Origin of the sequence: Globicatella sanguinis, assembly GCF_002847845.2 — a bacterium.
GTDB lineage: Bacteria > Bacillota > Bacilli > Lactobacillales > Aerococcaceae > Globicatella > Globicatella sanguinis.
In genome coordinates this window covers 1342295-1366367 of record NZ_CP126962.1, presented here as the reverse complement: position 1 = coordinate 1366367, position 24073 = coordinate 1342295, and the positions used below count along the sequence as shown (strand labels likewise).

Below are 24073 nucleotides of genomic sequence, written 5' to 3'. Positions count from 1 at the left end.
TTAAACTTGAAATTTGCCTCTTGATTTTTGATTTTGTTGATTCTTTAAGTGTGTTAGATAGATAAATAATGCTACCATCATTACTCCTATCGCCAGTGTACAGATAAAAATCATATTGTTGGCATAAGGATATTGCTTATTATGATGTTGAATGGTTAATCCAAACACACCCAGTATGATTGCAATCATCATCATACCATTACCGTATTTTGCATAATAATAACTTGAAAATAAAGCTAATAACAATACCGTCATAATGGCCACAATCACCCATAACATGCCAGTAAATGTGATGCCAACTGACTTCATATAAGCGAATAAAGTCACAACGGTTTCAAATATTAACCAACCAACAAAAAATCCAGTTGGAAATTTAATTAACCAATTATTTTGTCGTAATTGACTATTTTGGCTAATGATTCGAATCCCTTTCAATAGATAATTAGTCGCAGCCGCAATAAATATTAATGACAATAATAAGGAATGATTCAACCAACTCACTATCCAAAAAATTGTCATTAAGCAACCAATACTGACTATTTCTTTCAATTGGTGATCAAAGATTTGTTTAAAGCGTTGATTCTTTGAGAAGTATTCAATATAAAGTAAATTCGTAATCAGCCAAAACATGCTGATTGCACCAATATACAAATAATTTTTATGAGGCATCAATAATGATTCGAATAGCTTTTGAAGGTTTTCCAAAGATGGTATCATCATATTTGGAAAAATTGCCAAACTTATTATTATTAGCGTGAAACCTAGTAATAATGGATAAATAATCGGAATTCTTTTAAATATCTCATTCATAGTAGATTAAATATCTTGTTTCTTAACTTGATGGAATTCGATTTCGGCTTCAGTCTCACGGCCAAACATTTCCAGTAAAACTTTTAATTTTTGATGTTCTTGATCAATTTCAACAATTGAACCGTTTAATCCAGAGAAAGCTCCTTCCACAATTTCAACATAATCGCCAACTTTTACATTCAATTCGACACGTTGTACTGGCGTTTCGACATCACCTAAGATTTGATCCATTTCTTCTTCTAATAAAGGCGATGGTTTACTTCCAGCACCGTGAGATCCGACAAAACCTGTCACTCCTGGTGTATTACGTACAATAAACCAAGCTTGATCAGACATCACCATTTCAATTAATACATAACCTGGAAATGTCTTAGCTACTTTTTTCTTTTCCTCTCCGTCGACTACTTCAATTATTTCTTCTTCCGGTACCACAATTCTGAAAATATTTTCTTCCATATTCATGCTTTCTTTACGTAATTCAATATTTTCTCGAACTTTATTTTCATAACCTGAATAAGTATGAAGTACATACCATTCTTTTTTTGCTTCCATCACAATTCCCCTCACTTATTTCCATAATAAAAAACCTACGGCTTGTAGGTTTTTGCTTTAACTCTATTATACAGATAAAATTTTAATTTGAAAACTATTTTATAATGATACTAACCAACTAATTAAATTAGCAAATACAGTATCCATACCTGCAAAATATAAACCAAACAAAATAATCATGACAATAACTGTCCATGTATATTTGTTAACTTCGCCTAAAGACGGCCAATTAACTCTTTTTAATTCTTCGAAAACACCTTTAATATATCCCATCGTTATCTTCCCATCCTAACTATTTCGTTTCTTTATGCACTGTATGTTTATTGCAATATCTACAAAACTTTTTAATTTCTAAACGGACATTTTTTCCAGATTGTGTTGGAGTCATGTGGTAATTGCGTTGGCCACACTCCGTACACGCTAAAGCCGTTTTCTTTTGTTGTGCCATAGCAATTCCTCCCCATCGATTTACTTACCACTATATGATATAAATCAATTACTTTTTTGTCAAGATAGAATAAAAGGTGTTGCGTTAAATGTTTGGTTATTTTGTTTTTGTGTAAGGATTGCTTTATCCCCTTTGTCATCTAAAATGCTGTCGACATTTTTTTCGGCAACGTGCTAGAGCATTTTCAATCACTCTTCTATCTTCGTTCATTTTTTTAGCAATATTAGACACACTATTATCTTCTTCCATCATACGATAGATAAAAACCATTTTTTCTAATTCAGATAAATCTTCAATTAATTGTTCAAGAGCATCTTTTGCGATTACCCATTCGAGGGTATCAGGACCCTCTTCAAATAATAAATCTCCATAAGTATACACTTCATTTTTGCCATCAACTAAACTCACCGGTTCATTTAATGATAGGAGATTTAGTTGTTTTTCACGCTTTTTTGCCATTATTTTCCTTAAATAATTAATTAAACGATTTTCATATATTCTCGCAAAATAACTGGCAACATAATATTTTCCCTCGATATCATAGTGTTCAATCACTAACATTAACGCAATGCGTCCTTCTTGAAAGTAATCATCCAATTCAAACCCCATAATAGGGTACTGTCTGAAACATTTTCGATATAAAGGTGTAAAACGATAAAATAATTCATTAAATGCTTCGTCATCAAACTCGGCCTGTAACATTACCACTAATTCTTCATTGCTTAAGTAGTCCAAACGCATGATTATCCTCCATTCAATTGGAGAAATGCATCCTCATTTATTCTTTATTTTTCGTTTCTAGCTCACGTCTCAAACGGTCTAAATCTGCTAACTGTTCAATTTGCCATGGGCTTCTTCTTCTTAGCATTCCATTATAATACGTTGAAATTTCAGTTTTAAGTTGCTGTTTTGTATAAGAAATTTCCACTGCTAATTCATTTGCCGATTGTCTTAACGCACCTCGTTGAAAAATTAGCCATTGCTCGGCATAGTCACTCGTTGCAACGACTACCCTATTTAGAGGTGTGATATATTGATTAACTTCTCTTTCGATATATGAGTCCGCCGTTTCCCCTTCTTTAGTGAACACAACTTGAAGATCGTACTCATCGTATCTTTGTGTAATCCCGGGAACTAAATAGGCATCAAAAATCACAAAAATTTCATCATAGCCTCTTACTTTTTTAAAATTAGATAGTTCCTGTAATAAGGTATCTCGAGCTAGCGCTAATTCATCTTTTTTCATCAAGCTCGCTAGATGTGGCCATGCCCCTATCATATTATAACCGTCGACAAATAGGATATCTTTTTTCTTAAGCATGTGACCACCTCCATATATTCTACTTACCTAGTCGATTGCGCGCCACTTCGTACATTAAAACACCTGCTGCTACACTAGCATTTAAGCTTTGAGTGGTTCCAGTCATCGGAATAGTGACTGTCCCATCACAAGCTGCTATCACATTTTGTGAAACTCCTTGGCCTTCATTACCAATAACGAGTGCAATGGCTCCTTCGCTATTCCAAGTACGCATATCTTCACCTGACATGGCGGTTGCAAAAACCCAGACACCTTTTTGTTTTAATAATTCGACTGTTTGAGCAATGTTGGTCACACGCACTACTGGTACTTTTTCAATTGAACCTGCTGAGGTCTTCGCCACGATACCGGTTAATCCAACGGCACGTCTTTTCGGTATAATGACACCATGAACACCAGTGGCTTCAGCTGTTCTTAGAATTGAACCTAAATTGTGCGGATCCTCTATGCCATCCAAAATTAATAAAAATGGAGCTTCTTCACGTTCTTGTGCCAATTGAAAGCAGTCTTCAAGTGTTTTATATTCAAATGGCGGCAAGGTAATTGCCACACCTTGATGATTCCCATTGTCAGTTAATTCATCTAATTTAGTTTTTGGGACTTCGATAAAAACGACTCCTTGTTGTTTCGCTGCTCTCAGTATATCTTTAACCCCGCTTCCCGTCAGTCCTTTTTGAATAAATAATTTATTTATTTGTTTTTTCTCTTTGAAAACTTTCATTACGACATGACGTCCGAATAAAACTTCAGAATATTCTTCTTTTTCGATTGATTTCGATCGTTTTTCAGAGTGTTGATGTTGTTTCATTTATTCTCCTCATTTTCAATATATTCAATTGCTAAAGTCATTAACTCAGTACATCGCTCTACTTGATTAGTTAAGGAGAGCCAACCAATTAGTGCTTCAAAGCCTGTCGCTTGACGATAATCGCCAATCGAGGCATTTTTTGCCTTGGTATTCGCTTTATTATTACGACCTCTTTTATAAATTTCAATCTCTTTTTTTGATAATCGTTCTTCTGAATCGATCCAGCTTTTCATAACTTTTGCTTGGCCTTCAGCTGATACATATTTTATCGCAGCACGATGCAACTTATTAGGGGACGTTTGTCCTGATTGAATCACATGTTTGCGCACAAACTGTTCATATACAGCGTCCCCCACATAAGCTAAGGCCGCACCGTTTAATAAGTCAAATGGATTAATCTCGGTCATTAAGGTGTCACTCTTTTCCAAGTTGTTCCCTGAGGCGTGTCATCTAATAAGATTCCTTGTGCTTTTAATTGATCACGAATCTCATCCGCTTTTGCAAAATTTCGTTCTTTACGTGCTTGATTACGTTCTTCGATTAATTGTTCAATTTCTTCTTCTAAAGTCTCTGTTTCTTTAAAAATAATACCAAAGATACTCATTAATTGCTCAAACTTAGATTGCATCCATTCAATCACTTCACGATTAACCACTGATGCTTCAAGGTACTTATTCATTACTTTGGTTAAATCGAAGATAACAGTTAAGGCATTCCCAGCTTGAAAATCATTGTCCATTTCAGCTTCGAATTGTTCAATTTTTTCTCTAATTGCTTGTTTATATTGTTGGTCTTGTTCTGTTAAATCCTGTGCTACTGCATCTTCTAAACGATGTTTTAGACGACGATTCACTTCTTTTAAGCGTTCCAAATTAATGGTCGCATCATGAATTGATTTTTCATCAAAACGCAAAGGTCGACGGTAATGGACCGTAGCTAATAAAAATCTTACCACTAATGGATCGACTTCCTTGATTAAATCACGTAATAGTACAAAATTCCCTAACGATTTACTCATCTTCTCATCGTCTTGACCAATCGTCACAAATCCATTGTGCATCCAATAGTTACTAAATGTATGCCCTGTAGCACATTCAGATTGAGCAATTTCATTTTCATGATGTGGAAATTGTAAATCTTGGCCCCCTCCATGAATGTCAATCGTCTCCCCTAAATATTTCGTTGCCATTACGGAACATTCGATATGCCATCCTGGGCGTCCTTCACCCCAAGGTGAATGCCAATGAATTTCTCCAGGTTTTGCTTGTTTCCATAGAGCAAAATCAAGCGGATCATTCTTTCTTTCCGCAATTAAATCTTGAACTCGCTCACTCGCACCCACTAATAATTCATCAATACTTTGGTCGGATAATTGACCATATTTATCAAATGAAGATGTTTTAAAATATACATCGCCTGATGATTCATACGCATAACCTTTTTCGATTAACACTTGGATGAATTCAATAATATCGCTAATATTTTCCATTACACGTGGATGAAGGGTAGCCGGCATGACATTGATTGCGGCGGTATCTTCTTTAAAAGCTTGAATGTATTTGTCGGCAATCGCTTCAGGAGTGATTCCTTCTTCATTAGCCGCTTTAATAATTTTATCATCCACATCAGTAAAATTGCTGACGTAATTCACTTCATAACCACGATAGATTAAATATCGACGGATAGTATCAAATGAGACGGCACTTCTTGCGTTACCAATGTGGATAAAATTATAAACAGTGGGACCACAAACATAAAAATTTACCTTTCCTTCTACTATCGGTTTAAAAATTTCTTTGGTTCTGGTTAAAGTATTATAAATTTGAATGGCCATAATATTCTCCGTTTCTATCAAGAAAGCCTGTCAAAAATGTGACAGGCTTCACTCTATTGATTATATTAAATTTAACACTTGATCGATATGATTAATTGCTTTTTCTTTTCCTAGAACTTCAATCACACTTGGTAATTCCGGTCCGTGCATTTGACCTGAGACCGCAATACGAATTGGCATAAATAACTGGCGTCCTTTAACACCTGTTGCTTTTTGTACTGCTTTGGTTAAAGGTTTAATATTTTCAGCAGTAAAATCTGCTTCGTCTAAATTCACTAATTGTTCACGCATGGCTTGGATAACAACTGGTGCGGTCTCATTCGCTAATTCTGCTTTAGCTGCTTCATCAATATGAAGCTCATCTCTGAAGAAAAGTTCAGATACTTCAACGACTTCAGCACCGTATGATACTTGTTCATGATATAAACTGACTAACTTAGTCACCCAGTCCATTTCTGCTGCAGATGGATTTTCACTGACTCTGCCTGCTGCTTTCAAATGTGGTAAGGCCAATTCCACTACTTTTTCTAGTGGAGCCTGTTTTACATAAGTATTGTTAATCCATTCTAATTTTTTAGCATCGAATGCAGCCGGTGAAGTTGATAAACGATTTTCATCAAATAAGTCGATTAATTGATCATGTGAGAAAATTTCTTCTTCGCCAACTGGTGACCAACCTAATAATGTAATAAAGTTAAACATTGCTTCTGGTAAGTAACCTAAGTTACGATATTGCTCGATAAATTGTAAAATACCACCATCGCGTTTACTTAATTTTTTATTGGTCTCACTATTCACGATTAAAGTCATATGCCCAAATCTTGGTACTTCCCATCCAAATGCATCATAAATCATCATTTGTTTAGGGGTGTTGGCAATATGATCATCCCCACGTAATACATGAGTGATTTTCATGAAATGATCATCGACTGTTACCGCAAAATTATAGGTTGGCATTCCGTCTCGTTTTTGAATGACCCAGTCGCCAGAAATATTTTTGGATTCAAAAGTAATGGGTCCTTTAACGATATCATCGAACTCATAAACAACATTTTCTGGCACACGGAAACGAATAACCGGAACCCGTCCTTCAGCTTCAAAAGCAGCTTCTTGTTCCTTAGTTAAGTGAGCATGTTGACCACCATAATGAGGCATTTCTCCTCTAGCTTTTTGCGCTTCACGCTCTTGTTCTAATTCTTCTTCTGTCATATAACATTTATAAGCCTTATCTTCAGCTAATAATTGTTCAATAAGTGGTTGATAAATGTGCAGACGTTCTGATTGACGATAAGGTCCGTATTCACCTGGTTTTTCTGGGGATTCATCCCAATCAATTCCTAACCAAGAAAGATTATCCATTTGACTTTGTTCACCATGCTCTAAATTACGTTTTAAATCTGTATCTTCGATACGAATGATAAATTCTCCGCCGTGATGACGAGCAAATAAATAATTAAATAAGGCTGTACGAGCATTCCCTATATGTAAATCTCCTGTTGGACTTGGTGCATAACGAACACGAATCTTTTGACTCATATTATAAAACTCCCTTTTTATCATTAGTTTCTATTCTACCATGTGAGTGGGCCGGTTTAGCAAAAATCATGCGCCCTGCTGCTGTTTGCAAAGCACTTGTCACAATAACATGGATCCACTCGTTCATATAATACTGACCATCTTCTACCACAATCATCGTTCCATCATCTAGATAAGCGACGCCTTGTTTGCGCTCAGTACCATCTTTTATTACTTGAACATACATTTGTTCACCTGGAATAACCACTGGTTTAATGGCGTTGGCTAAAGCATTAATATTAAACACCTTCACATTCTGAAATTCACAAACTTTATTTAAATTATAATCATTTGTGACAATCGCAGCATCCATTAATTTGGCTAATCGAATTAATTTACTATCGACTTCTGATATTTCTTCAAAATCACCTTCATAAAACTCAATCGGAATAAGTGCTTCTTTTTGCAACATATTTAAGGTATCAAGACCTTTACGACCTTTTGATCGTTTTAAGGAATCGGCAGAATCGGCAATAAATTGTAATTCTTCTAATACAAAATTAGGAATTACTAAGACCCCTTCAATAAAATTGGTCCTTACAATATCTACAATACGTCCATCAATAATAACACTTGTATCGAGTAACTTGTACTTATACATATTATCACTCGCTTTACGCTCTAGCAACTGTGAATCTTGATTAGAGGCAGTTTCTTTAACATTTTGTCTACTATTAATTAATTTCCCCCATTCTTCTTTACGACTCATCGCTGTTTGATACCCTACTAAAGCGGAAGTAACTGAAAAAATAAGTGGTAATGTTGAATTTAGAAAAGGTATATTTAGACTATTAAATGGTAATGAAAATAAATAACCAATTAATAATCCTACAAAAATACCAATCGTTCCTAATATTAAATTTGATGTAGCTAAGTTATTAACCCATTCGATTAATCGTTTAATTCCTTTTTCGATATATGGAGAAAGTGTCATCCCTAATAACATAAAAACAATAATAAAAATAATAGCATTCACATAGAGATTACTCATCCAAATCGGCGCATTAGGTATTCCTTTCCACAAAGATGGCGCAATGGTTAAACCAAAACTTAAACCAATTAACATCGAAAGAGCTGTAATAATTTTTTTAAACATCTTTTACCTCCTTTCTATTTTGGAAAAATTTTCATTAAAGCTTGTTTAATCGTTGATACCGGTATAATTTCTATTGCCAATTGGGTATCTTTAGGTGGCTGATTATTTTTTGGAATAAAAATACGTTTAAAACCTAATTTATTTGCTTCGCTAATCCGTTCTTTAATTTGGGTTACTCGACGAATTTCTCCCGTTAAGCCAATTTCACCAACGAAACAATCGTCGATATTGGTCGGTTTATTCCAGTAACTTGAGGCAATACTCACCGCAATCGCTAAATCGATAGCAGGTTCATCTAATTTAACTCCACCGGTTGTTTTAAAAAATGCATCTTGATTTTGTACCATCAAACCACAATGTTTCTCCATTACCGCTAATAATAAGGAAACCCGTTGGTAATCAATGCCACTCGCTGTTCTTTTAGCATTACCAAAAACAGTCGGTGTCATTAATGATTGTACTTCTGCTAATATCGTGCGTGTCCCTTCTAATGAAGGAACAACTGTTGATCCGGTAGCTCCAACCAATCGTTCTTCTAGAAATAACTCTGATGGATTATTTACTTCGGTCAACCCTACATCCAACATTTCAAAAACGCCAATTTCATTGGTAGAACCAAAACGATTCTTTACTGCTCGTAAAATTCTAAAGCGATTATACTTTTCACCTTCAAAATACAATACCGTATCGACCATATGTTCTAACATACGAGGTCCAGCGATATTGCCCTCCTTAGTCACATGACCCACAATAAAAATAGCAATTTGATTATCTTTCGCAATGCGCATTAATATATTGGTTGTTTCTCTAAGTTGCGATACACTGCCGGCTACTCCATTATGATTAGGTAAAGTCATCGTTTGAATCGAATCAATGATTACCATATCAGGTGATAAACGACTAATCTCATTCGCAATCACAGTTAAATCTGTTTCAGAATACAAGTAGAAATTATCACTATCCATCGAAAGGCGTTCCGCGCGCATTTTTATTTGTGATAATGATTCTTCACCAGAAACATATAATATTTTTTGGTTTTTATTCGCTAATTGTAATGAAACTTGCAATAATAGTGTGGACTTACCAATTCCGGGATCTCCTCCGATTAAAACCAATGAACCCGTTACGACCCCACCACCTAAGACACGGTCAAACTCTGAAAAAGCGGTATTGACCCTTGCTTCATTAATATATTGGATTTCATTTAGTTTTTTGGCATAATAATCGTCACCTGTTCTGTTGGACGCAATACTCGCTCGTTGAACCACTGTTGGCTGAACAATTTGTTCTTCCATTTGATTCCATGCGCCACATTCTGGACATTTTCCTAACCATTTAGGTGATTCATAACCACACGCCATACATTCATACATGATTCGTTTTTTTGCCATGTTGTTATTTTATCCTCCGCTTATTCATTATTAGATGAACCAAATCCTCCCGTTCTTTGCTTTTCACCACCGGTATCTTGATCTGTCTTCAAAAATTTAGTGAAAATGCCTTGTGCAATTCGTTCACCTTTTTGAATGGTCTGATCATTCAAACCAAAATTAATCATTTGCACATAAATATGACCTTCATTTGCTTCATTATTATAGTAATCTTGATCAATAATCCCGACACTATTAGGAATTGATAAAAAACGTTTTAGTGGATTACTTGAACGGTTAATAATCTGTAAGTATTCATCTTCCTGCATATAGGCTTTTAATCCGGTTGGAACTAAGGTTGGTTTCATCAATGTTTCTACTTTTATCGCTTCTTTTGACTTAGATTCCATAGGATGTTGAAAAATCCATTGTTTCATATCTTTCAAAAAATACGTAATCAGTAAACGCCAATAACTTGGTAATACCACCGTTTCTGCAGCTTCAATATCATATCCTGCGGCGTGATGAGTGGCTCTTTTGGGCAAATTGATTGCTTCATTTTGATACTTTGTAATAACTTCAAACCCTCTAATTGCTTGCTGAGTCATCGTTATCCTCCTTGATATTATTAATCATTCCTATTTTATCACTAAACCATTATTTCTCAAAACGTAATTTCTTGTTTTTTTAAAATATTTATTGAATCCCTAAATATTTTGAAAACCTTTTCTACAATATGTTGAATATATTTTGTGCACTGGGACGATAGATTATTAACCGTTTCCACTTTATAATTAAATCATACAAATAAAACAAAAGGGGTTATTATTGTTATGGTAGATATTAAATTAAAAAATATTCACAAAAAATATGAAGGTTCTGATTTTTATTCAGTAACTGACTTCAACTTAGATATTGAAGATCGCGAATTTATCGTTTTCGTAGGTCCTTCAGGATGTGGTAAATCTACTACTTTACGTATGATTGCTGGTTTAGAGGATATTACAGAAGGTGAATTATGGATTGGTGACACCTTAATGAACGATGTTGCTCCTAAAGACCGTGACATCGCGATGGTATTCCAAAACTACGCTTTATATCCACATATGACGGTATTCGACAATATGGCATTCGGATTAAAATTACGTAAATATCCAAAAGATGAAATTAAACAACGTGTTGATAATGCAGCTGAAATTTTAGGATTAAAAGAATATTTAGACCGTAAACCAGCAGCTTTATCCGGTGGTCAACGTCAACGTGTGGCTTTAGGTCGTGCAATTGTTCGTGATGCTAAAGTATTCTTAATGGACGAACCTTTATCAAACTTAGATGCGAAATTACGTGTGCAAATGCGTGCTGAAATTGCTAAATTACATCAACGTTTAAATACCACTACAATTTACGTTACCCATGACCAAACAGAAGCGATGACGATGGCCAGCCGTATCGTTATTATGAAGGACGGAATTATCCAACAAATTGGTACTCCTCAAGAAGTATATAATACACCTAACAACGTCTTCGTTGCTGGATTCATTGGCTCACCTGCTATGAACTTCTTCAAAGTAACCTATAAAGATGGTGTCATTTCTAATAACGAAGGATTACAATTAAATGTAACGGAACCACAACGTCAATTATTAGAATCTCGTGGATATAATGGTAAACAATTAACATTTGGTATTCGTCCTGAAGATATTCAATCAGAACAAGTCTTCTTAGATGCAAATCCTAACTCTATTGTTCACTCTACTGTCGTAGTTTCTGAGTTATTAGGTGCAGAAACAATGTTATATTCTAAAGTTGGGGATACTGAGTTTATCGCACGTGTAGACGCTCGTGACTTCCACAATCCAGGTGAAAATATTGATTTAGGTTTCAACATGAACAAAGCTCACTTCTTTGATAATGAAACAGAAGAAGTTATCCGCGCTTAATTTAAGAATGTTTAAATTTCGTGTATTGGGCAAAAAATAGAGAATATTCTTATTTTCACACTTTGCACAATGCTTGTAATGAATAGTATGAGATTTAAAAAGAAATTGTTAGATTTCTTTTTAAATCTCTTTTTTTCTCATTCATATTGCATTATAATTATTTTCTATGAAAATGAATAAAAATTATAATAATATTGTATTGAAAACGTTTTATAGTATCGTTATAATTAAATTATTAAAGTGGTATTTTTAGGAAAGGAGGACCGTATTTACTCCGCTTTTTTGCATTTATTTTTTGTTATCCCATTTAGGAGGAAATTATTATGATGAAATATTTACAACGTATTGGCCGTTCATTAATGCTTCCAGTGGCAGTATTACCTGCCGGCGCGTTATTAATGGGTATTGGTTATTGGATTGACCCAACCGGTTGGGGAGAAGGTAGTCCAGTAGCTAACTTCTTTATTAAAGCTGGGGGCGCCCTTATTGATAATTTACCATTGCTATTCGCAATGGGGGTTGCTTATGGTATGACTAAAAAACAAGATGGTGCTTCAATTATTGCAGGGGTAGTCGCATGGTTAACCATCACCAATTTATTAAATACAGATTCTGTTGCAAACTTAACTTCTATGCCAGTAGAAGAAGTTTCACCGGCTTTTGGTAAAATTGCCAATGCCTTTACTGGTATCTTATCCGGTTTAATCGGTGCTTTTGCTTTTGATAAATTTCATAATGTTCAATTACCAACTGCTTTTGCTTTCTTCAGTGGTAAGCGCTTGGCACCTATTATGGCGTCATTAATGGCGATTGTCGCGTCACTGGTTTTATTCTTTATTTGGCCAGCTGTCTATGGAGGATTAATTGCTTTTGGTACAGGAATGTCTAAATTAGGCGCTTTTGGTGCTGGTTTATTTGGTTTCTTTAACCGTTTATTAATTCCAACAGGATTACACCACGCTTTAAATGCTGTTTTCTGGTTTGATACAATTGGTATCAATGACCTTGGTAAATTCTGGGGTTCACCAGAATTAGGCGGGGTTGTTGGTGAAACAGGCCGCTACATGGCTGGTTTCTTCCCAATTATGATGTTTGGCTTACCTGGCGGGGCTTTAGCTATGTACCGCAAAGCACGTCCTGAAAATAAAAAAGTGGTCGCTTCATTATTTATCGCAGCTGCCACAGCGAGCTTTGTTACTGGGGTAACAGAACCATTAGAATTCTCATTTATGTTTGCAGCACCTGCTTTATATTTAATCCATGCTGGTTTAACGGGGCTTTCACTTTTCATCACTGCATCATTAAAATGGTTTGCAGGTTTTGGTTTCTCTGCTGGAGTACTTGACTATATTCTTTCATTTAGAGTACCTTATGCAACAAATATTATTATGTTAATTCCATTAGGTTTATTATTCTTTGCGATCTATTACTTTACATTTAGTTGGGCCATCGATCAATTCGATTTAAAAACACCGGGTCGGGAAGATGTCATCGCAGATGGTTTAGAAGAGGATAATCTTGATGCTCAAGTGACAGGAACACAATCTGACTATGCTCGTACCGCTAAAACAATCTTTGATGCTTTAGGTGGAAATGAAAATATTGAGGACATGACCTTCTGTGCAACTCGTCTAAGATTAAATGTAAAGGATTCTAGTATTATTGATGAAGCTAAAATTAAAGCAGCGGGTTCTCCGGGTATCTTAAAACCAAGTAAAACAACTGCTCAAGTGATTATCGGAACCCATGTACAATTTGTAGCTGATGAATTTGAAAAACTATTAAAATAGTGACATTATTTCTTTAAAAATAAGCTCTGGAGACTGGTTCTATAAAGAACCTATCTCTAGAGCTTTTTTGTGACATTTTTTATTTTTCAACCCAACAAGAAACACTGCCAGCTCTTACTGGAAAATCCGCATTACCATTCTTATCAATCGTAATTTGTGCATCATGATGACCTAAATAATCGATAAATACTTTACCAGCATTTAAAGTGCCAACGTTCATATTTTTCCAACCTTCATCTCCATTACTGATAACAACTGCCAAAGCATTTGGATGGTCTTCGGTTCCCAATCGTGTCCACCCTATACAATTTGGATGATCAAAATAACGGTTTTCTTCACCATAGGCATATTCTTTCCGTAAATATAATAATTTATCTAAAATCCATTGAAGCTTAGGTTGACCAAATTGATCATGATTAACTCCATAATAATCACCATAAAATACACATGGTTGACCATTTTGCATTAATAGGATCATCGCATATGCAGAAGGTTTAAACCAATCTTCCACATAAGACTGTAGGGCTTGACCTTTTTGAGTATCGTGATTTTCAACAAAAGTGACCGCTTCAAAAGGATTCTTTTCCATTAAAGTGTCATCTAAGATAGTCGATAAATCATAATGATTGCCATTTTTACTTGCTACATGAAAATTCATATGTAGTCCAACATCCACTAAATCAATTTCATAGTCTGTTTGAGCTAAATAAACCTCTTTCGCATTGACATCAGGATTCCAGTATTCTCCAAAAATAAAGAATTCCTCATCCGTATTATCATGGATGTATTCTATAAAATTCTTCATAAAATCAGCATCGATATGCTTAATTGCGTCTAATCTAAAACCTTGAATCCCCGTTTCTTGAATAAACCAATGAGCCCATTGATATAAATGATTTTTTACCTCAGGATGTCGAAAATCGATATCAGTAAACATTAAATAATCAAAGTTACCATTCTCAGTATCAACTAAGTCCCCATTGGCCCATCCTTTATTATCCCCAAGAATCATATAAATCCCTGTTTCATCATTACGCGCATCATAATCGGTACCGGTAAAATGATACCAATGCCACTCAAAATCACTATAAGTTTTATTTCTTCCTGGAAAATAAAAATGAGTCCAAGCTTCTATTTCATAAGGTTCAGATAATGGCTTTTGACGATTATTAGGATCCATTTTCAATACCATAAAGGACTCTTTTTCATCGCCATTAGCTTTGTGATTCAAAACAATATCGGCAATAGGTTTAATCCCTTGCTCCTTAAGTGCTTTAATGGCAGCCAGGTATTCATCTTTGGTGCCATATTTAGTTCGAACAGATCCATTTTGATCGAACTGACCAAGGTCATATATATCATAAACACCGTATCCGACATCATTAGTGCCAGTTGCTTTAAAAGCGGGTGGCATCCAAACTTGATTAATCCCTAACTCTTTTAAGTGTTGAGCATCTTCTTTTAATCGATTCCAGTGCTGTCCATCATCAGGTAAATACCATTCAAAATATTGCATAATTACTGGATTTATCATAGCTCCATCCTTTCATAATTCCAAATAATAAATAAGTTTAAGCAAGAATAGAAAACCGATAATGTTCACTTTTTTTATCTATTCCGCATAACCATGAGACATCGGGAGTGGACCAGAAGTAGAAAATCGAATGATTTTCGCTTCGTTTGTTCACCCCCGCACAGTTGAGTAGGTCTCAAACAAGTCTTTAAGACGCAGATTGAGACCACTCAACCACTGCGCTTTAAATTAACGAGCATTAATTTGACTGAATTTTTCAATTTTTTGTCCAGCCTCATCCCCCTTACCTCTTAAGCTTTAATATAACAATATGAGACTGGGCAAAAAATTAATAAAATTTCTGCTCAGTCTCATCATACCTTATTTTGTTCTGATTGGCTATTTTCTTAGTATTGAGTAAGATATTTATCTAATTCCCATTGAGTGACTTGTTTTTGATATGAGAAGTATTCAATTGTTTTTTCTGCAATAAAGTTTTGTGCAATATGATCGCCTAACGCATCCAATATTACCGGTTCTTTTTTCAATTCTTTTAATGCTTCACGTAATGATCCTGGTAAATCATTCACACCCTCAGCTAAGCGTTCTTCACGCGTCATTGAATAAATATTACGGTCGACAGCCATTGGGGGTTCAATTTTATCTTCAATTCCTTTTAATCCCGCTGCTAATAATACAGATAATGCAAGATATGGATTAGCAGAAGGATCAACACTTCTTACTTCTACACGAGTGGAATTCCCACGGGCTGCAGGAATACGAATTAATGGTGAACGGTTTTGACCACTCCACGCAATATAAACCGGTGCTTCATACCCTGGAACTAATCGTTTATATGAATTAACCAATGGATTACAAATAGCGGTGTATGCACGGGCATATTTTAATAACCCACCAATAAAGTACTTAGCTGTTTGAGATAATCCATCAGGAGCAGACTCATCGTAAAATACATTTCCTTCATCGTTAAATAAAGATAAGTTAAAGTGCATACCTGAACCAGCAATTTCAAAAATTGGCTTTGGCATAAAAGTAGCATGAAGATTGTGACGACGAGCAACAGACTTCACAATTAATTTAAATGTCTGAATATTATCACATGCAGTTAAGGCATCGCTATATTTCCAATCGATTTCATGTTGACCTGGTCCAACTTCATGATGGCTCGCTTCAATATCAAATCCTAAATCTTCTAATTCTAAAACAATATCACGACGACAGTTTTCAGCTAAATCATTGGGTGCAAGATCAAAATAACCACCTTCGTCATTTAAATCCATCGTCGGTTTACCAAATTCATCTAATTTGAATAAATAAAATTCTGGTTCAGGTCCTAAATTAAAACTTTTAAAACCCATCTCTCTCATTTTAACTAAACTGCGTTTTAAATTACTGCGTGGATCCCCTTTAAATGGTTCTCTTTTTGGAGTATGCACATCACATATTAAGCGCGCAATGCGACCAGTATCTTGATGCTCAGCCCAATTAAAAGTTAACCATGTATCATAATCTGGTATCAAATACATATCACTTTCTTCAATACGTACAAAGCCTTCAATCGAAGAACCATCAAACATCATTTGCATATTTAGAGCTTTTTCTAATTGAGCAATCGGTACTTCAACATTTTTTAAGGTCCCAGTAATATCCGTGAACATTAAACGTACATATCTAACATTTTTTTCGGCTGCATCGCGTAATATTGATTCTTTTGTCCATGTCATAAAATTTTTCCTCCAAATAATTAAAACCTACTCCGAATATCTAACTCATCACGCAAAATTCGTCTCACATCTTGGTCGGTCAACTGTTTTGACTCAACATGATTCATTGATTTTTCATTTTGATTTTCGTAAAATTTCTTAATTCCTTTCAAAGTCATTCCATCATCCATCATATCCATGATTTCTAAAAGCAGATCAATATCATTGAGTGAATATAATCTACGATTGGTCTCACTTCGTTTTGGGAAAATTAGTTGATAATCTTCATAATATCGAATCTGTCTAGCTGTTAACCCCGTTAAGCTCATAATTGTGCCTATTGGAAAAATTGCTAAAGTTCGTTTAATTTCTTTATTAGCCACTTAATTCCCCCTTTGAATTTTAATCATATTATAATAATCAATCAACGGCACGTCAATATTTAATTTACTTGTCATGTTATATTTTCTTACATGATAAATGTTTTTCATTTATATTACATTAGGCAAGTTCAATTCACTCATGAGTGTTTTTATGATACAATAGCTCTATGAAAAAATCGGAGGGCTTCAATGAAACGAAGTATACATCAAGTTGCAATTATCTTTACATTAATTGTGATATTAATAGGATCATTGCTAATCAATCAATTAAAAGAAGAAACAGAACTAAAAAATAATATTGCTCTAAACGAACAAATTCAACAACAGAAAGAAGAATCCTTGACCGAAACAACAATCGAGGAAACAACCGTTGTTGAAAAAATAGATTTCAATAGCTTACTAGCTGAAACGACCTCTCCTACATTAGCACAAGATATTACTCAACTCATCAAAGAACAATACAATGATTCATACTTAAAAGCGCAGGACGATATCGTCAATACGCTTAAAGAACAAAAATTAGATATTGAAAATACAGGCTATCTTTTTTTACCTGAACATCCTTCTAATTACACAGACTCAAAAGTTGAACAAATCGATATTCCGTTAATTTTACAAAAAAATAAAAAATGGCGGGCCCTTTCTTATGGAACGAATACCACCAAAGAATTAGGTGAAAATGGCTGTGCATTAGTGTCGTTATCGATGATTGAAAGTTATTATAAAAATCGTATTGTGGAACCCAATGAAATCCTAAATTGGAGTCAGAATGATTATTATGTTCATAATGAAGGTACTTCTTGGCAAATATTTTATGATTTCGCCATCGAGCATGGCTATCAGTTTGAAAATTTTGGATCGAATTTTTATGATGCCATGGAGGCACTCAATCAAAATCATATTGTCATTGTTTCAGTCCAACCTGGTCACTTCACTGAAGTGGGTCACATTTTATTAATTCGTGGCTATGATAGTGAAAATCGCAAAGTCTACGTTAATGACCCCAATGATAATGCTGAAAAAATGTTCAGTATCCAGGGAATTGACGAAGACATTCTTTTAGAAGATGCTTTAAACTTCTGGACTTTATATAAATAAGGAGTTTTTTAATGAATAACCACCAACAAAAAATACTGATGGCTGCTAGAGGAGCGGCTATCAGTGTTTCTGTCTATTTAATTCTTTCCATTTTAAAATTAGTATTTGCACAAATCTTTCATTCGAGCTCATTGCAAGCAGATGGATTAAATAACCTCTCTGATATTATCGCCTCTCTTTCAGTATTTATTGGGATCAATATCGCGAAAAAACCGGCTGATAACAATCACCATTTTGGTCATTCTAAATTTGAAACAATCGCGAGTTTTATTACTTCTGTCTTAATGTTTTATATCGGAATTGATGTTTTATCGAACAGCTTTCAGCGATTAATCAATCGAGATTTTCCCGTTACAGATAAAAAGGCAATGTATGTTTCTATTTTTTCAATGTTCGTCTTATGGTTTACTAGCCAGTATATTGCAAACCTCTCTAAAAAGACGAAGAGCCTTGGTTTAAAGGCTACTGCGACAGATATGAAGAATGACTTCCTAATAAGTTTTGGAACCTTATTAGGAACCATTTTTGCTCAATTTGGACTTCCAATAATGGATACGATTCTCTCTTTAATTGTGGCAGTCATTATTATTATTTCTGGTTATGATATCTTCAAAGAATCAACTTTTGTTCTATCAGATGGTTTCGATTTGGAAGAAATCGAAAAATATCGTGCCACTATTTTAAAACATCCAAAAGTACATGAGATCTCAAATCTAAGAGCCCGCCTTAATGGTAATAAAATTTATGTTGATGTGACCATTAAAATTGATGGTAATTTATCAGTAATTGAATCTCATCATATTACGGAAGAAATTGAAACAATACTCTCGTATAATTTTCAAGTTGAAGATTGTGATGTTCATGTTGAACCTTATTTTGAACCTAAAAAAGCCTAATAACTATTCACTCTATGTTAGAGAGAGTAGCTATTAGGCTCTTCTTTTATGGATAGATAACGAATTTAAACTGAACACTGGGTATTATAATGTAGGTGGAATTTCAGCAAATGTTAAACTAGAGAATTTATTATATTCTTTAGTAAAAAGGAGTCTAACCGTATCTCGGGCACCACTACGGTTTTTAGCAACAATAATTTCCACACTATTATCAGGTAAATCATCATTATGTTCGACCTCTTCATCGCCTTCTTGTTGGTGATAATCTTCACGGTATAAAAAGGCAACAATATCCGCATCCTGTTCAATCGATCCCGACTCACGAATATCACTTAACATTGGACGTTTGTTTTGGCGATGTTCTAATCCACGCGATAACTGCGAAAGCGCTATAACAGGCACTCCTAATTCTTTGGCTAATTTCTTCAATTGTCGTGAAATCTCAGAAACTTCTTGTTGTCTGTTTTCTTGTCCACTACCTTCAATTAATTGTAAATAGTCTATCACAATTAACCCAAGTTCAGGATGTTCTTGTTTTAATCGACGGCATTTTGCTCTAATTTCAGAGACACGAATTCCTGCTGTATCATCAATAAAGATTGGCGCTTCTCGTAAGGTATCCGCAGCAACTGTTAAACTATTCCACTCATCCTCTGTCAATTGACCGGTCTTCAAATTACCTGCGTGAATGTTACCTTCAGCACAAATCATCCTGTTAACCATATCAATTGCACCCATCTCTAAGGAAAATATAATCACTGGTACTTTTGACTTGGTAGCAACATTTTGTGCAATATTTAAAGCAAAAGCGGTTTTACCAACTGATGGCCGAGCTGCCAAAATAATCAATTGATCCGGTTGAAATCCACTCGTCAATTTATCTAAATCAGCGTAGCCTGAAGGTAATCCAACGACATCGGTTTGTGTTTCAGATAGTTCAATTATTTTTTCAAATGCTTCTTGAACTAACTTTTGCATTTCTTTCGGTCGATTGCTATGATTATTTTCACCAATCGATAGAATCAGCTTTTCACTCTTATCCAAAACATCTTGTACATCTTCTCCAGCCGCATAAGCATCATTCATAATTTGAGTCGATGAAACAATAAGTTTTCTTAAAATGGAATTACTTTTTACAGTATTGGCATAATTCTCCACATAAACAGTGGATGGTGCTTTGGAAATCACTTCAACTAGATATTCCGCACCCCCAATATTTTCTAATGCATCATTCGCATCTAAATATATTTGAATATTCCCGATATCAAATGAACCATCACGATCAAAAACCTTCTCAATAGCTTCAAATATTAATTTATGTGATTGACGATAGAAATCATCTTTTTCTAAAACCGCCTGTACCGTTCCCATTTTAGAGGGATCAACGAGTAATGCCCCAAGGACTGATTGTTCGGCTAATGTATCGTGTGGCATTACACGCTCATTCGATACTAATTCCATAATTAGGACCCTCCTTAATAGTATTTCTTCTCTAGTTTACTAAATCAATAGGGTACTTGCAAGGTCAAATATATGAACTTAACATCACGATTTATCCCTTTCATATGCTAATCTTTAAAAACAAAAACTAGACCTTTTTTAGTAAGGTCTAGTATTTTATATAAAATAATTGATGTTTAACTTATTTATATTTTAAGCTTCAACAACATGAACTTTTATTTTAGCAAATACATCCTGGAATAATTTAACTTCAACATTATGATATCCCAATGACGATAAATTTTGTTCCATTTGAATTTTTCTTCTATCAATTTCAATTTTATATTGTTTTTTTAATTCTTCTGCTATCTGTTTTGATGGAATCGTACCAAATAAACGACCATCTCCAGCTTTAGCTTTAATTTCAACAACCGTATCTTCTTTTTCAATAAACGCTTTAATCTCTTTTGCTTCAGCTAATTCTTCTGCTTCTTGTCTTTGCTGTGCAGCCTTTTGCGCTTTTAATTGATTCATTGAAGGCGCGTCAGCTAACTTAGCTAAACCATTCTTTATTAAATAGTTACGGCCATAACCATCTGATACTTCAATTACTTGACCTTTTTTACCTTGTTTCTTGACATCTTGTAATAATATAACTTTCATTAAAAAACCTCCATTATTTACTTTGATTGATTGCTTGCAATAACAAATCTTTTGCTTCGTCAACCGTTATATTTTCTAATTGTGCTGCTGCATTTGATAAATGACCACCGCCACCTAATGATTCCATTATTTTTTGCACATTAATCTTACCTAAACTTCGTGCGCTAATACCAATCGATGTCATCGTTCTTTGGAAAATTACAAAAGCAGCTTCCACATGTGTTAAAGATAACATACCATCTGCAGCTTGAGCAGCTGTCACATTATCAATCGGAAGACCTGATTCACTTTGAGTAATCGCATAAACTGAATCAAAAAATTCTGTACGTTCGATTAATTGATTACGCTTTTTAACATCTAATAAGTCTTCTTGTAACATTCTTTGAATTTGTTCAGTATCGGCTCCACGTGATTTTAAATAACTCGCAGCATCAAATGTTCTGGAACCTGTTCTCATACTAAAATTATTGGTATCTACAATGATTCCTGCCAATAAAGCCGTTGCTTCGAAACGATTAACCGGTTCACTGTCATTGCGTACATTCATAAAGAACTCAGTAACCAATTCACTCGTTGAAGAAGCAGTCGTTTCAATATAGGTTAATACCGTTTGTTTAGGAAATTCTTCACTTCGACGATGATGATCAATCACAACGATATTTGGACCATATACTAATAATTGTTCTGCTTCTGATAAGGAAGGGCGATGATGATCGACTAATATTAATAAAGTTTTTGGATTCAAATGTGTCTTAGCTGTTTCTGAATCAATGAATATATTTTTTAAATTATAACTAATTTGTGGACTATTCAATAGATTTTTAATATCGGTATTAAAAGTAGATTCATTAATAATGATTTTTGCTAATTTCCGTCGTTCAGTTGCAATTTTATAAATACCTAAAGCAGAACTTAAAGAGTCCATATCCGGGTACTTATGGCCACTGATAATCACATTACTAGCTTGATCAATTTGATTAATTAAAGCCTGATAAACTAATTTCGAGCGGGTATTGGTACGTTTTTCAGTAGGATTTGTATCGCCACCATAAAACCTTGCTGGTTCTTCATCCATTTTGACAACCACTTGGTCGCCACCACGCCCTAAAGCCAAATCTAAATTCATTTGAGCCTCTTTTGCTAAACGATTGATTTTCACTTTATCATCTGTTGAATAGGCTATCCCGATGCTCATTGATATTGGAATATTTCTAGCATAATATTTTTCACGAATTTCACTAAAATATTTAAATTTTTGATGTTCTAATTTTTCTAAGGTTTTAACATTTAATAGAAGCATGAACTTATCATCTTCTATCCTTTTAATATAAATATCTTGTTGTTGTGCCCAATTATTAAGTTCATTGATAAGATCTGCATCAAAATTAGATGCTTCTTGATCATTTAAAGACTGTACGACTTCATCGAAATCATCTAATAGTAAATATCCATAAACAATACGATTATTTTTATATTGTTGCTGAATATTATATTCATTTTCAAATTCAATCCAATAGATAGCACGACTATTGACATCATGAGAAACTCGATAATGTTTTTCATTATAGGTTATCACTTGCCATTCCTTATCAATGGTTTCAATAATAGTCATTAAATCGGGATTAATATCCTCCAATTTTTGCCCTACAGCATTTTTATAATTTATGATCGAATTTGCCAGTGAATTTCCCCAAGATAATCGATGATCTTGATCATATAATAGAATCCCAATAGCTGAGTTATCATATACATTTTCATTTACAACTTTAATATCTTTTGCTAATTGATTGGCTATCATTTTTATTCTAGATACAAAACGATTCGTATAATAATAAATAAAAATAAAGATTGCTATTAACAAAAGTAGAAGTAAAATACCAATTTCAAATTTTAGTACAAATGCAATTAGCATAATAATAATGTAAATTAAAAGTAAGGAATAAATTTGCCAACTTAGTTCAAGTTGATGAAAAAACCTTAAGAAGTTTTTTACACGGTCTAGTTTAATTAAAACCACCTCATTTCTCATTAATCTATTATAACATATCCGGTAATTGATATCTATTTAGCCATTAATGTTTCACGTGAAACATCTTAAGTGAAAAGAATCCGTATAAAGATGTCAAAAAATTATTGATAAAAATTTAGTTAGCTATATTTGATGGATTGTTTAGTATCCTAAACATAATGATGCAAAAAAACTTACTCAATATTCCTTTATTAAGTAAGTATAGAAAGTAATTGGTAAAAAGTAACATTTTATAACTGAGGTGATTATTTGACAAGGGCACTGTTAAATTAATTTGAGATGAATGTAAAGAGTATCCAATTAATAATAACCTTTAACGATGAAACTCAACTATATGTTTTACTTGAAGCTTGTAGTTCTTCGCAACCAGGATCAAAAGACTTATCGAAAAGATGGTCAATCAAAAATATAGAATTTTCAAAAATATCTCAAAAAGTCAGCAACGCTAATTATTTAGTTCTTTAAATCATTATAATGTATCTCATCCCAATCGATTATTCGCTAGAGAATCTCTACTATTAATTAAGGAAGATTTACTCAACTGGAGTCATGAGAACCAAAGTTATTCAGGCAAAGAAAAATCTTTTTCACAAAGTTTCATTTTTCAAAACCAGGTAAAATATTTTCATCTGAAAACTAATTGAACAATGTAAGCATTCCAAATGCACCACAAATAATAAAATAGCTAAAAACAAGCTTTTTTGTTTTCAGAGATTTTCAATATGTCTCATTATGAGACACAAAAACGACCTTTTTTGGATGTTTTTTTCATTTCTTGGATAG

General features: G+C 34.1%; 23 protein-coding genes. 4 read left to right on the top strand and 19 right to left on the bottom strand.

The features are described 5' to 3' along the window. The 13 genes from CYJ72_RS05940 to CYJ72_RS05880 all read right to left on the bottom strand — a co-directional run bounded on the left by CYJ72_RS05940 (position 1) and on the right by CYJ72_RS05880 (position 10422). The gene (locus CYJ72_RS05940) at positions 1–810 is read right to left on the bottom strand and encodes a hypothetical protein (protein WP_489639030.1); all 810 of its coding nucleotides are present in this window, start codon (positions 808–810) and stop codon (positions 1–3) included. A 6-nt stretch (positions 811–816) separates the two neighbouring features. Continuing rightward, positions 817–1362 (bottom strand): transcription termination/antitermination protein NusG, encoded by a 546-nt coding sequence (gene nusG, locus CYJ72_RS05935; protein ID WP_071407823.1) that lies wholly within the window; start codon positions 1360–1362, stop codon positions 817–819. Positions 1363–1461: 99 nt separating this feature from the next. Beyond that, positions 1462–1635, bottom strand: coding sequence for a preprotein translocase subunit SecE (gene secE / locus CYJ72_RS05930; RefSeq protein ID WP_284628624.1), 174 nt, complete (start codon positions 1633–1635; stop codon positions 1462–1464). Positions 1636–1654: 19 nt separating this feature from the next. Then, on the bottom strand, positions 1655–1810 hold the full coding sequence (gene rpmG / locus CYJ72_RS05925) for a 50S ribosomal protein L33 (RefSeq protein ID WP_071407821.1): 156 nt from the start codon (positions 1808–1810) through the stop codon (positions 1655–1657). A gap of 135 nt (positions 1811–1945) precedes the next feature. Beyond that, positions 1946–2551 carry a sigma-70 family RNA polymerase sigma factor gene (locus CYJ72_RS05920; RefSeq protein WP_284628621.1) on the bottom strand — a complete coding sequence of 202 codons (606 nt, stop codon included), beginning with the start codon at positions 2549–2551 and terminating at the stop codon, positions 1946–1948. Positions 2552–2588: 37 nt separating this feature from the next. Next, a complete protein-coding gene (locus CYJ72_RS05915) occupies positions 2589–3131 on the bottom strand; it encodes an NYN domain-containing protein (protein ID WP_078755132.1) in 543 nt (180 codons plus the stop codon). Positions 3132–3150: 19 nt separating this feature from the next. Continuing rightward, positions 3151–3939 (bottom strand): 23S rRNA (guanosine(2251)-2'-O)-methyltransferase RlmB, encoded by a 789-nt coding sequence (gene rlmB / locus CYJ72_RS05910; protein ID WP_066125031.1) that lies wholly within the window; start codon positions 3937–3939, stop codon positions 3151–3153. Continuing rightward, the gene (locus tag CYJ72_RS05905; RefSeq protein ID WP_101813776.1) at positions 3936–4346 is read right to left on the bottom strand and encodes a Mini-ribonuclease 3; all 411 of its coding nucleotides are present in this window, start codon (positions 4344–4346) and stop codon (positions 3936–3938) included. The genes rlmB and CYJ72_RS05905 overlap by 4 nt, the downstream gene beginning before the upstream one ends. Next, positions 4346–5773 carry a cysteine--tRNA ligase gene (gene cysS / locus CYJ72_RS05900; RefSeq protein WP_284628614.1) on the bottom strand — a complete coding sequence of 476 codons (1428 nt, stop codon included), beginning with the start codon at positions 5771–5773 and terminating at the stop codon, positions 4346–4348. Before cysS ends, CYJ72_RS05905 begins: the two co-directional genes overlap by 1 nt. A gap of 60 nt (positions 5774–5833) precedes the next feature. After that, positions 5834–7309: a glutamate--tRNA ligase gene (gene gltX / locus CYJ72_RS05895; RefSeq protein ID WP_101813778.1), complete on the bottom strand. Its 1476-nt coding sequence runs from the start codon at positions 7307–7309 to the stop codon at positions 5834–5836. A 1-nt stretch (position 7310) separates the two neighbouring features. Next, positions 7311–8444: a PIN/TRAM domain-containing protein gene (locus CYJ72_RS05890; protein ID WP_101813779.1), complete on the bottom strand. Its 1134-nt coding sequence runs from the start codon at positions 8442–8444 to the stop codon at positions 7311–7313. A 14-nt stretch (positions 8445–8458) separates the two neighbouring features. Further along, positions 8459–9835 (bottom strand): DNA repair protein RadA, encoded by a 1377-nt coding sequence (gene radA, locus CYJ72_RS05885; protein WP_284628609.1) that lies wholly within the window; start codon positions 9833–9835, stop codon positions 8459–8461. 20 nt (positions 9836–9855) lie between these two features. Beyond that, the gene (locus CYJ72_RS05880) at positions 9856–10422 is read right to left on the bottom strand and encodes a dCTP deaminase/dUTPase family protein (protein WP_066125020.1); all 567 of its coding nucleotides are present in this window, start codon (positions 10420–10422) and stop codon (positions 9856–9858) included. A gap of 225 nt (positions 10423–10647) precedes the next feature. Between CYJ72_RS05880 and CYJ72_RS05875 the strand changes: the two genes are divergently transcribed. Together CYJ72_RS05875 and nagE are read left to right on the top strand one after the other, a co-directional pair. Continuing rightward, positions 10648–11754 carry an ABC transporter ATP-binding protein gene (locus tag CYJ72_RS05875; protein ID WP_101813781.1) on the top strand — a complete coding sequence of 369 codons (1107 nt, stop codon included), beginning with the start codon at positions 10648–10650 and terminating at the stop codon, positions 11752–11754. 323 nt (positions 11755–12077) lie between these two features. After that, positions 12078–13544 carry an N-acetylglucosamine-specific PTS transporter subunit IIBC gene (nagE, locus tag CYJ72_RS05870; RefSeq protein WP_284628605.1) on the top strand — a complete coding sequence of 489 codons (1467 nt, stop codon included), beginning with the start codon at positions 12078–12080 and terminating at the stop codon, positions 13542–13544. A 79-nt stretch (positions 13545–13623) separates the two neighbouring features. On the opposite strand, the gene CYJ72_RS05865 is transcribed toward nagE, so the two are convergent. The 3 genes from CYJ72_RS05865 to CYJ72_RS05855 form a co-directional block, all read right to left on the bottom strand. After that, positions 13624–15078: an alpha-amylase gene (locus CYJ72_RS05865; protein WP_101813983.1), complete on the bottom strand. Its 1455-nt coding sequence runs from the start codon at positions 15076–15078 to the stop codon at positions 13624–13626. 386 nt (positions 15079–15464) lie between these two features. Next, the gene (gene glnA, locus CYJ72_RS05860; RefSeq protein ID WP_066126428.1) at positions 15465–16802 is read right to left on the bottom strand and encodes a type I glutamate--ammonia ligase; all 1338 of its coding nucleotides are present in this window, start codon (positions 16800–16802) and stop codon (positions 15465–15467) included. A gap of 20 nt (positions 16803–16822) precedes the next feature. Then, positions 16823–17164, bottom strand: a complete 342-nt coding sequence (locus CYJ72_RS05855) for a MerR family transcriptional regulator (protein WP_284628599.1) — start codon at positions 17162–17164, stop codon at positions 16823–16825. Positions 17165–17353: 189 nt separating this feature from the next. On the opposite strand from CYJ72_RS05855, the gene CYJ72_RS05850 reads away from it, so the two are divergent. After that, positions 17354–18262, top strand: coding sequence for a C39 family peptidase (locus CYJ72_RS05850; RefSeq protein ID WP_066126430.1), 909 nt, complete (start codon positions 17354–17356; stop codon positions 18260–18262). Positions 18263–18273: 11 nt separating this feature from the next. Next, a complete protein-coding gene (locus tag CYJ72_RS05845) occupies positions 18274–19158 on the top strand; it encodes a cation diffusion facilitator family transporter (RefSeq protein ID WP_066126431.1) in 885 nt (294 codons plus the stop codon). Positions 19159–19242: 84 nt separating this feature from the next. On the opposite strand, the gene dnaB is transcribed toward CYJ72_RS05845, so the two are convergent. The 3 genes from dnaB to CYJ72_RS05830 form a co-directional block, all read right to left on the bottom strand. Next, the gene (gene dnaB / locus CYJ72_RS05840) at positions 19243–20619 is read right to left on the bottom strand and encodes a replicative DNA helicase (protein WP_066126434.1); all 1377 of its coding nucleotides are present in this window, start codon (positions 20617–20619) and stop codon (positions 19243–19245) included. A gap of 192 nt (positions 20620–20811) precedes the next feature. Then, the gene (gene rplI / locus CYJ72_RS05835; RefSeq protein WP_066126437.1) at positions 20812–21261 is read right to left on the bottom strand and encodes a 50S ribosomal protein L9; all 450 of its coding nucleotides are present in this window, start codon (positions 21259–21261) and stop codon (positions 20812–20814) included. 13 nt (positions 21262–21274) lie between these two features. Continuing rightward, on the bottom strand, positions 21275–23278 hold the full coding sequence (locus CYJ72_RS05830) for a DHH family phosphoesterase (protein WP_066126440.1): 2004 nt from the start codon (positions 23276–23278) through the stop codon (positions 21275–21277). Between the last annotated feature and the right edge of the window lie 795 nt (positions 23279–24073).

What these genes read in the sequence shown, in the direction of transcription:
- CYJ72_RS05940 (WP_489639030.1), bottom strand. Translation starts at nt 810, where the DNA reads ATGAATGAGATATTTAAAAGAATTCCGATTATTTATCCATTATTACTA.
- nusG (WP_071407823.1), bottom strand. Translation starts at nt 1,362, where the DNA reads ATGGAAGCAAAAAAAGAATGGTATGTACTTCATACTTATTCAGGTTAT.
- secE (WP_284628624.1), bottom strand. Translation starts at nt 1,635, where the DNA reads ATGGGATATATTAAAGGTGTTTTCGAAGAATTAAAAAGAGTTAATTGG.
- rpmG (WP_071407821.1), bottom strand. Translation starts at nt 1,810, where the DNA reads ATGGCACAACAAAAGAAAACGGCTTTAGCGTGTACGGAGTGTGGCCAA.
- CYJ72_RS05920 (WP_284628621.1), bottom strand. Translation starts at nt 2,551, where the DNA reads ATGCGTTTGGACTACTTAAGCAATGAAGAATTAGTGGTAATGTTACAG.
- CYJ72_RS05915 (WP_078755132.1), bottom strand. Translation starts at nt 3,131, where the DNA reads ATGCTTAAGAAAAAAGATATCCTATTTGTCGACGGTTATAATATGATA.
- rlmB (WP_066125031.1), bottom strand. Translation starts at nt 3,939, where the DNA reads ATGAAACAACATCAACACTCTGAAAAACGATCGAAATCAATCGAAAAA.
- CYJ72_RS05905 (WP_101813776.1), bottom strand. Translation starts at nt 4,346, where the DNA reads ATGACCGAGATTAATCCATTTGACTTATTAAACGGTGCGGCCTTAGCT.
- cysS (WP_284628614.1), bottom strand. Translation starts at nt 5,773, where the DNA reads ATGGCCATTCAAATTTATAATACTTTAACCAGAACCAAAGAAATTTTT.
- gltX (WP_101813778.1), bottom strand. Translation starts at nt 7,309, where the DNA reads ATGAGTCAAAAGATTCGTGTTCGTTATGCACCAAGTCCAACAGGAGAT.
- CYJ72_RS05890 (WP_101813779.1), bottom strand. Translation starts at nt 8,444, where the DNA reads ATGTTTAAAAAAATTATTACAGCTCTTTCGATGTTAATTGGTTTAAGT.
- radA (WP_284628609.1), bottom strand. Translation starts at nt 9,835, where the DNA reads ATGGCAAAAAAACGAATCATGTATGAATGTATGGCGTGTGGTTATGAA.
- CYJ72_RS05880 (WP_066125020.1), bottom strand. Translation starts at nt 10,422, where the DNA reads ATGACTCAGCAAGCAATTAGAGGGTTTGAAGTTATTACAAAGTATCAA.
- CYJ72_RS05875 (WP_101813781.1), top strand. Translation starts at nt 10,648, where the DNA reads ATGGTAGATATTAAATTAAAAAATATTCACAAAAAATATGAAGGTTCT.
- nagE (WP_284628605.1), top strand. Translation starts at nt 12,078, where the DNA reads ATGATGAAATATTTACAACGTATTGGCCGTTCATTAATGCTTCCAGTG.
- CYJ72_RS05865 (WP_101813983.1), bottom strand. Translation starts at nt 15,078, where the DNA reads ATGATAAATCCAGTAATTATGCAATATTTTGAATGGTATTTACCTGAT.
- glnA (WP_066126428.1), bottom strand. Translation starts at nt 16,802, where the DNA reads ATGACATGGACAAAAGAATCAATATTACGCGATGCAGCCGAAAAAAAT.
- CYJ72_RS05850 (WP_066126430.1), top strand. Translation starts at nt 17,354, where the DNA reads ATGAAACGAAGTATACATCAAGTTGCAATTATCTTTACATTAATTGTG.
- CYJ72_RS05845 (WP_066126431.1), top strand. Translation starts at nt 18,274, where the DNA reads ATGAATAACCACCAACAAAAAATACTGATGGCTGCTAGAGGAGCGGCT.
- dnaB (WP_066126434.1), bottom strand. Translation starts at nt 20,619, where the DNA reads ATGGAATTAGTATCGAATGAGCGTGTAATGCCACACGATACATTAGCC.
- rplI (WP_066126437.1), bottom strand. Translation starts at nt 21,261, where the DNA reads ATGAAAGTTATATTATTACAAGATGTCAAGAAACAAGGTAAAAAAGGT.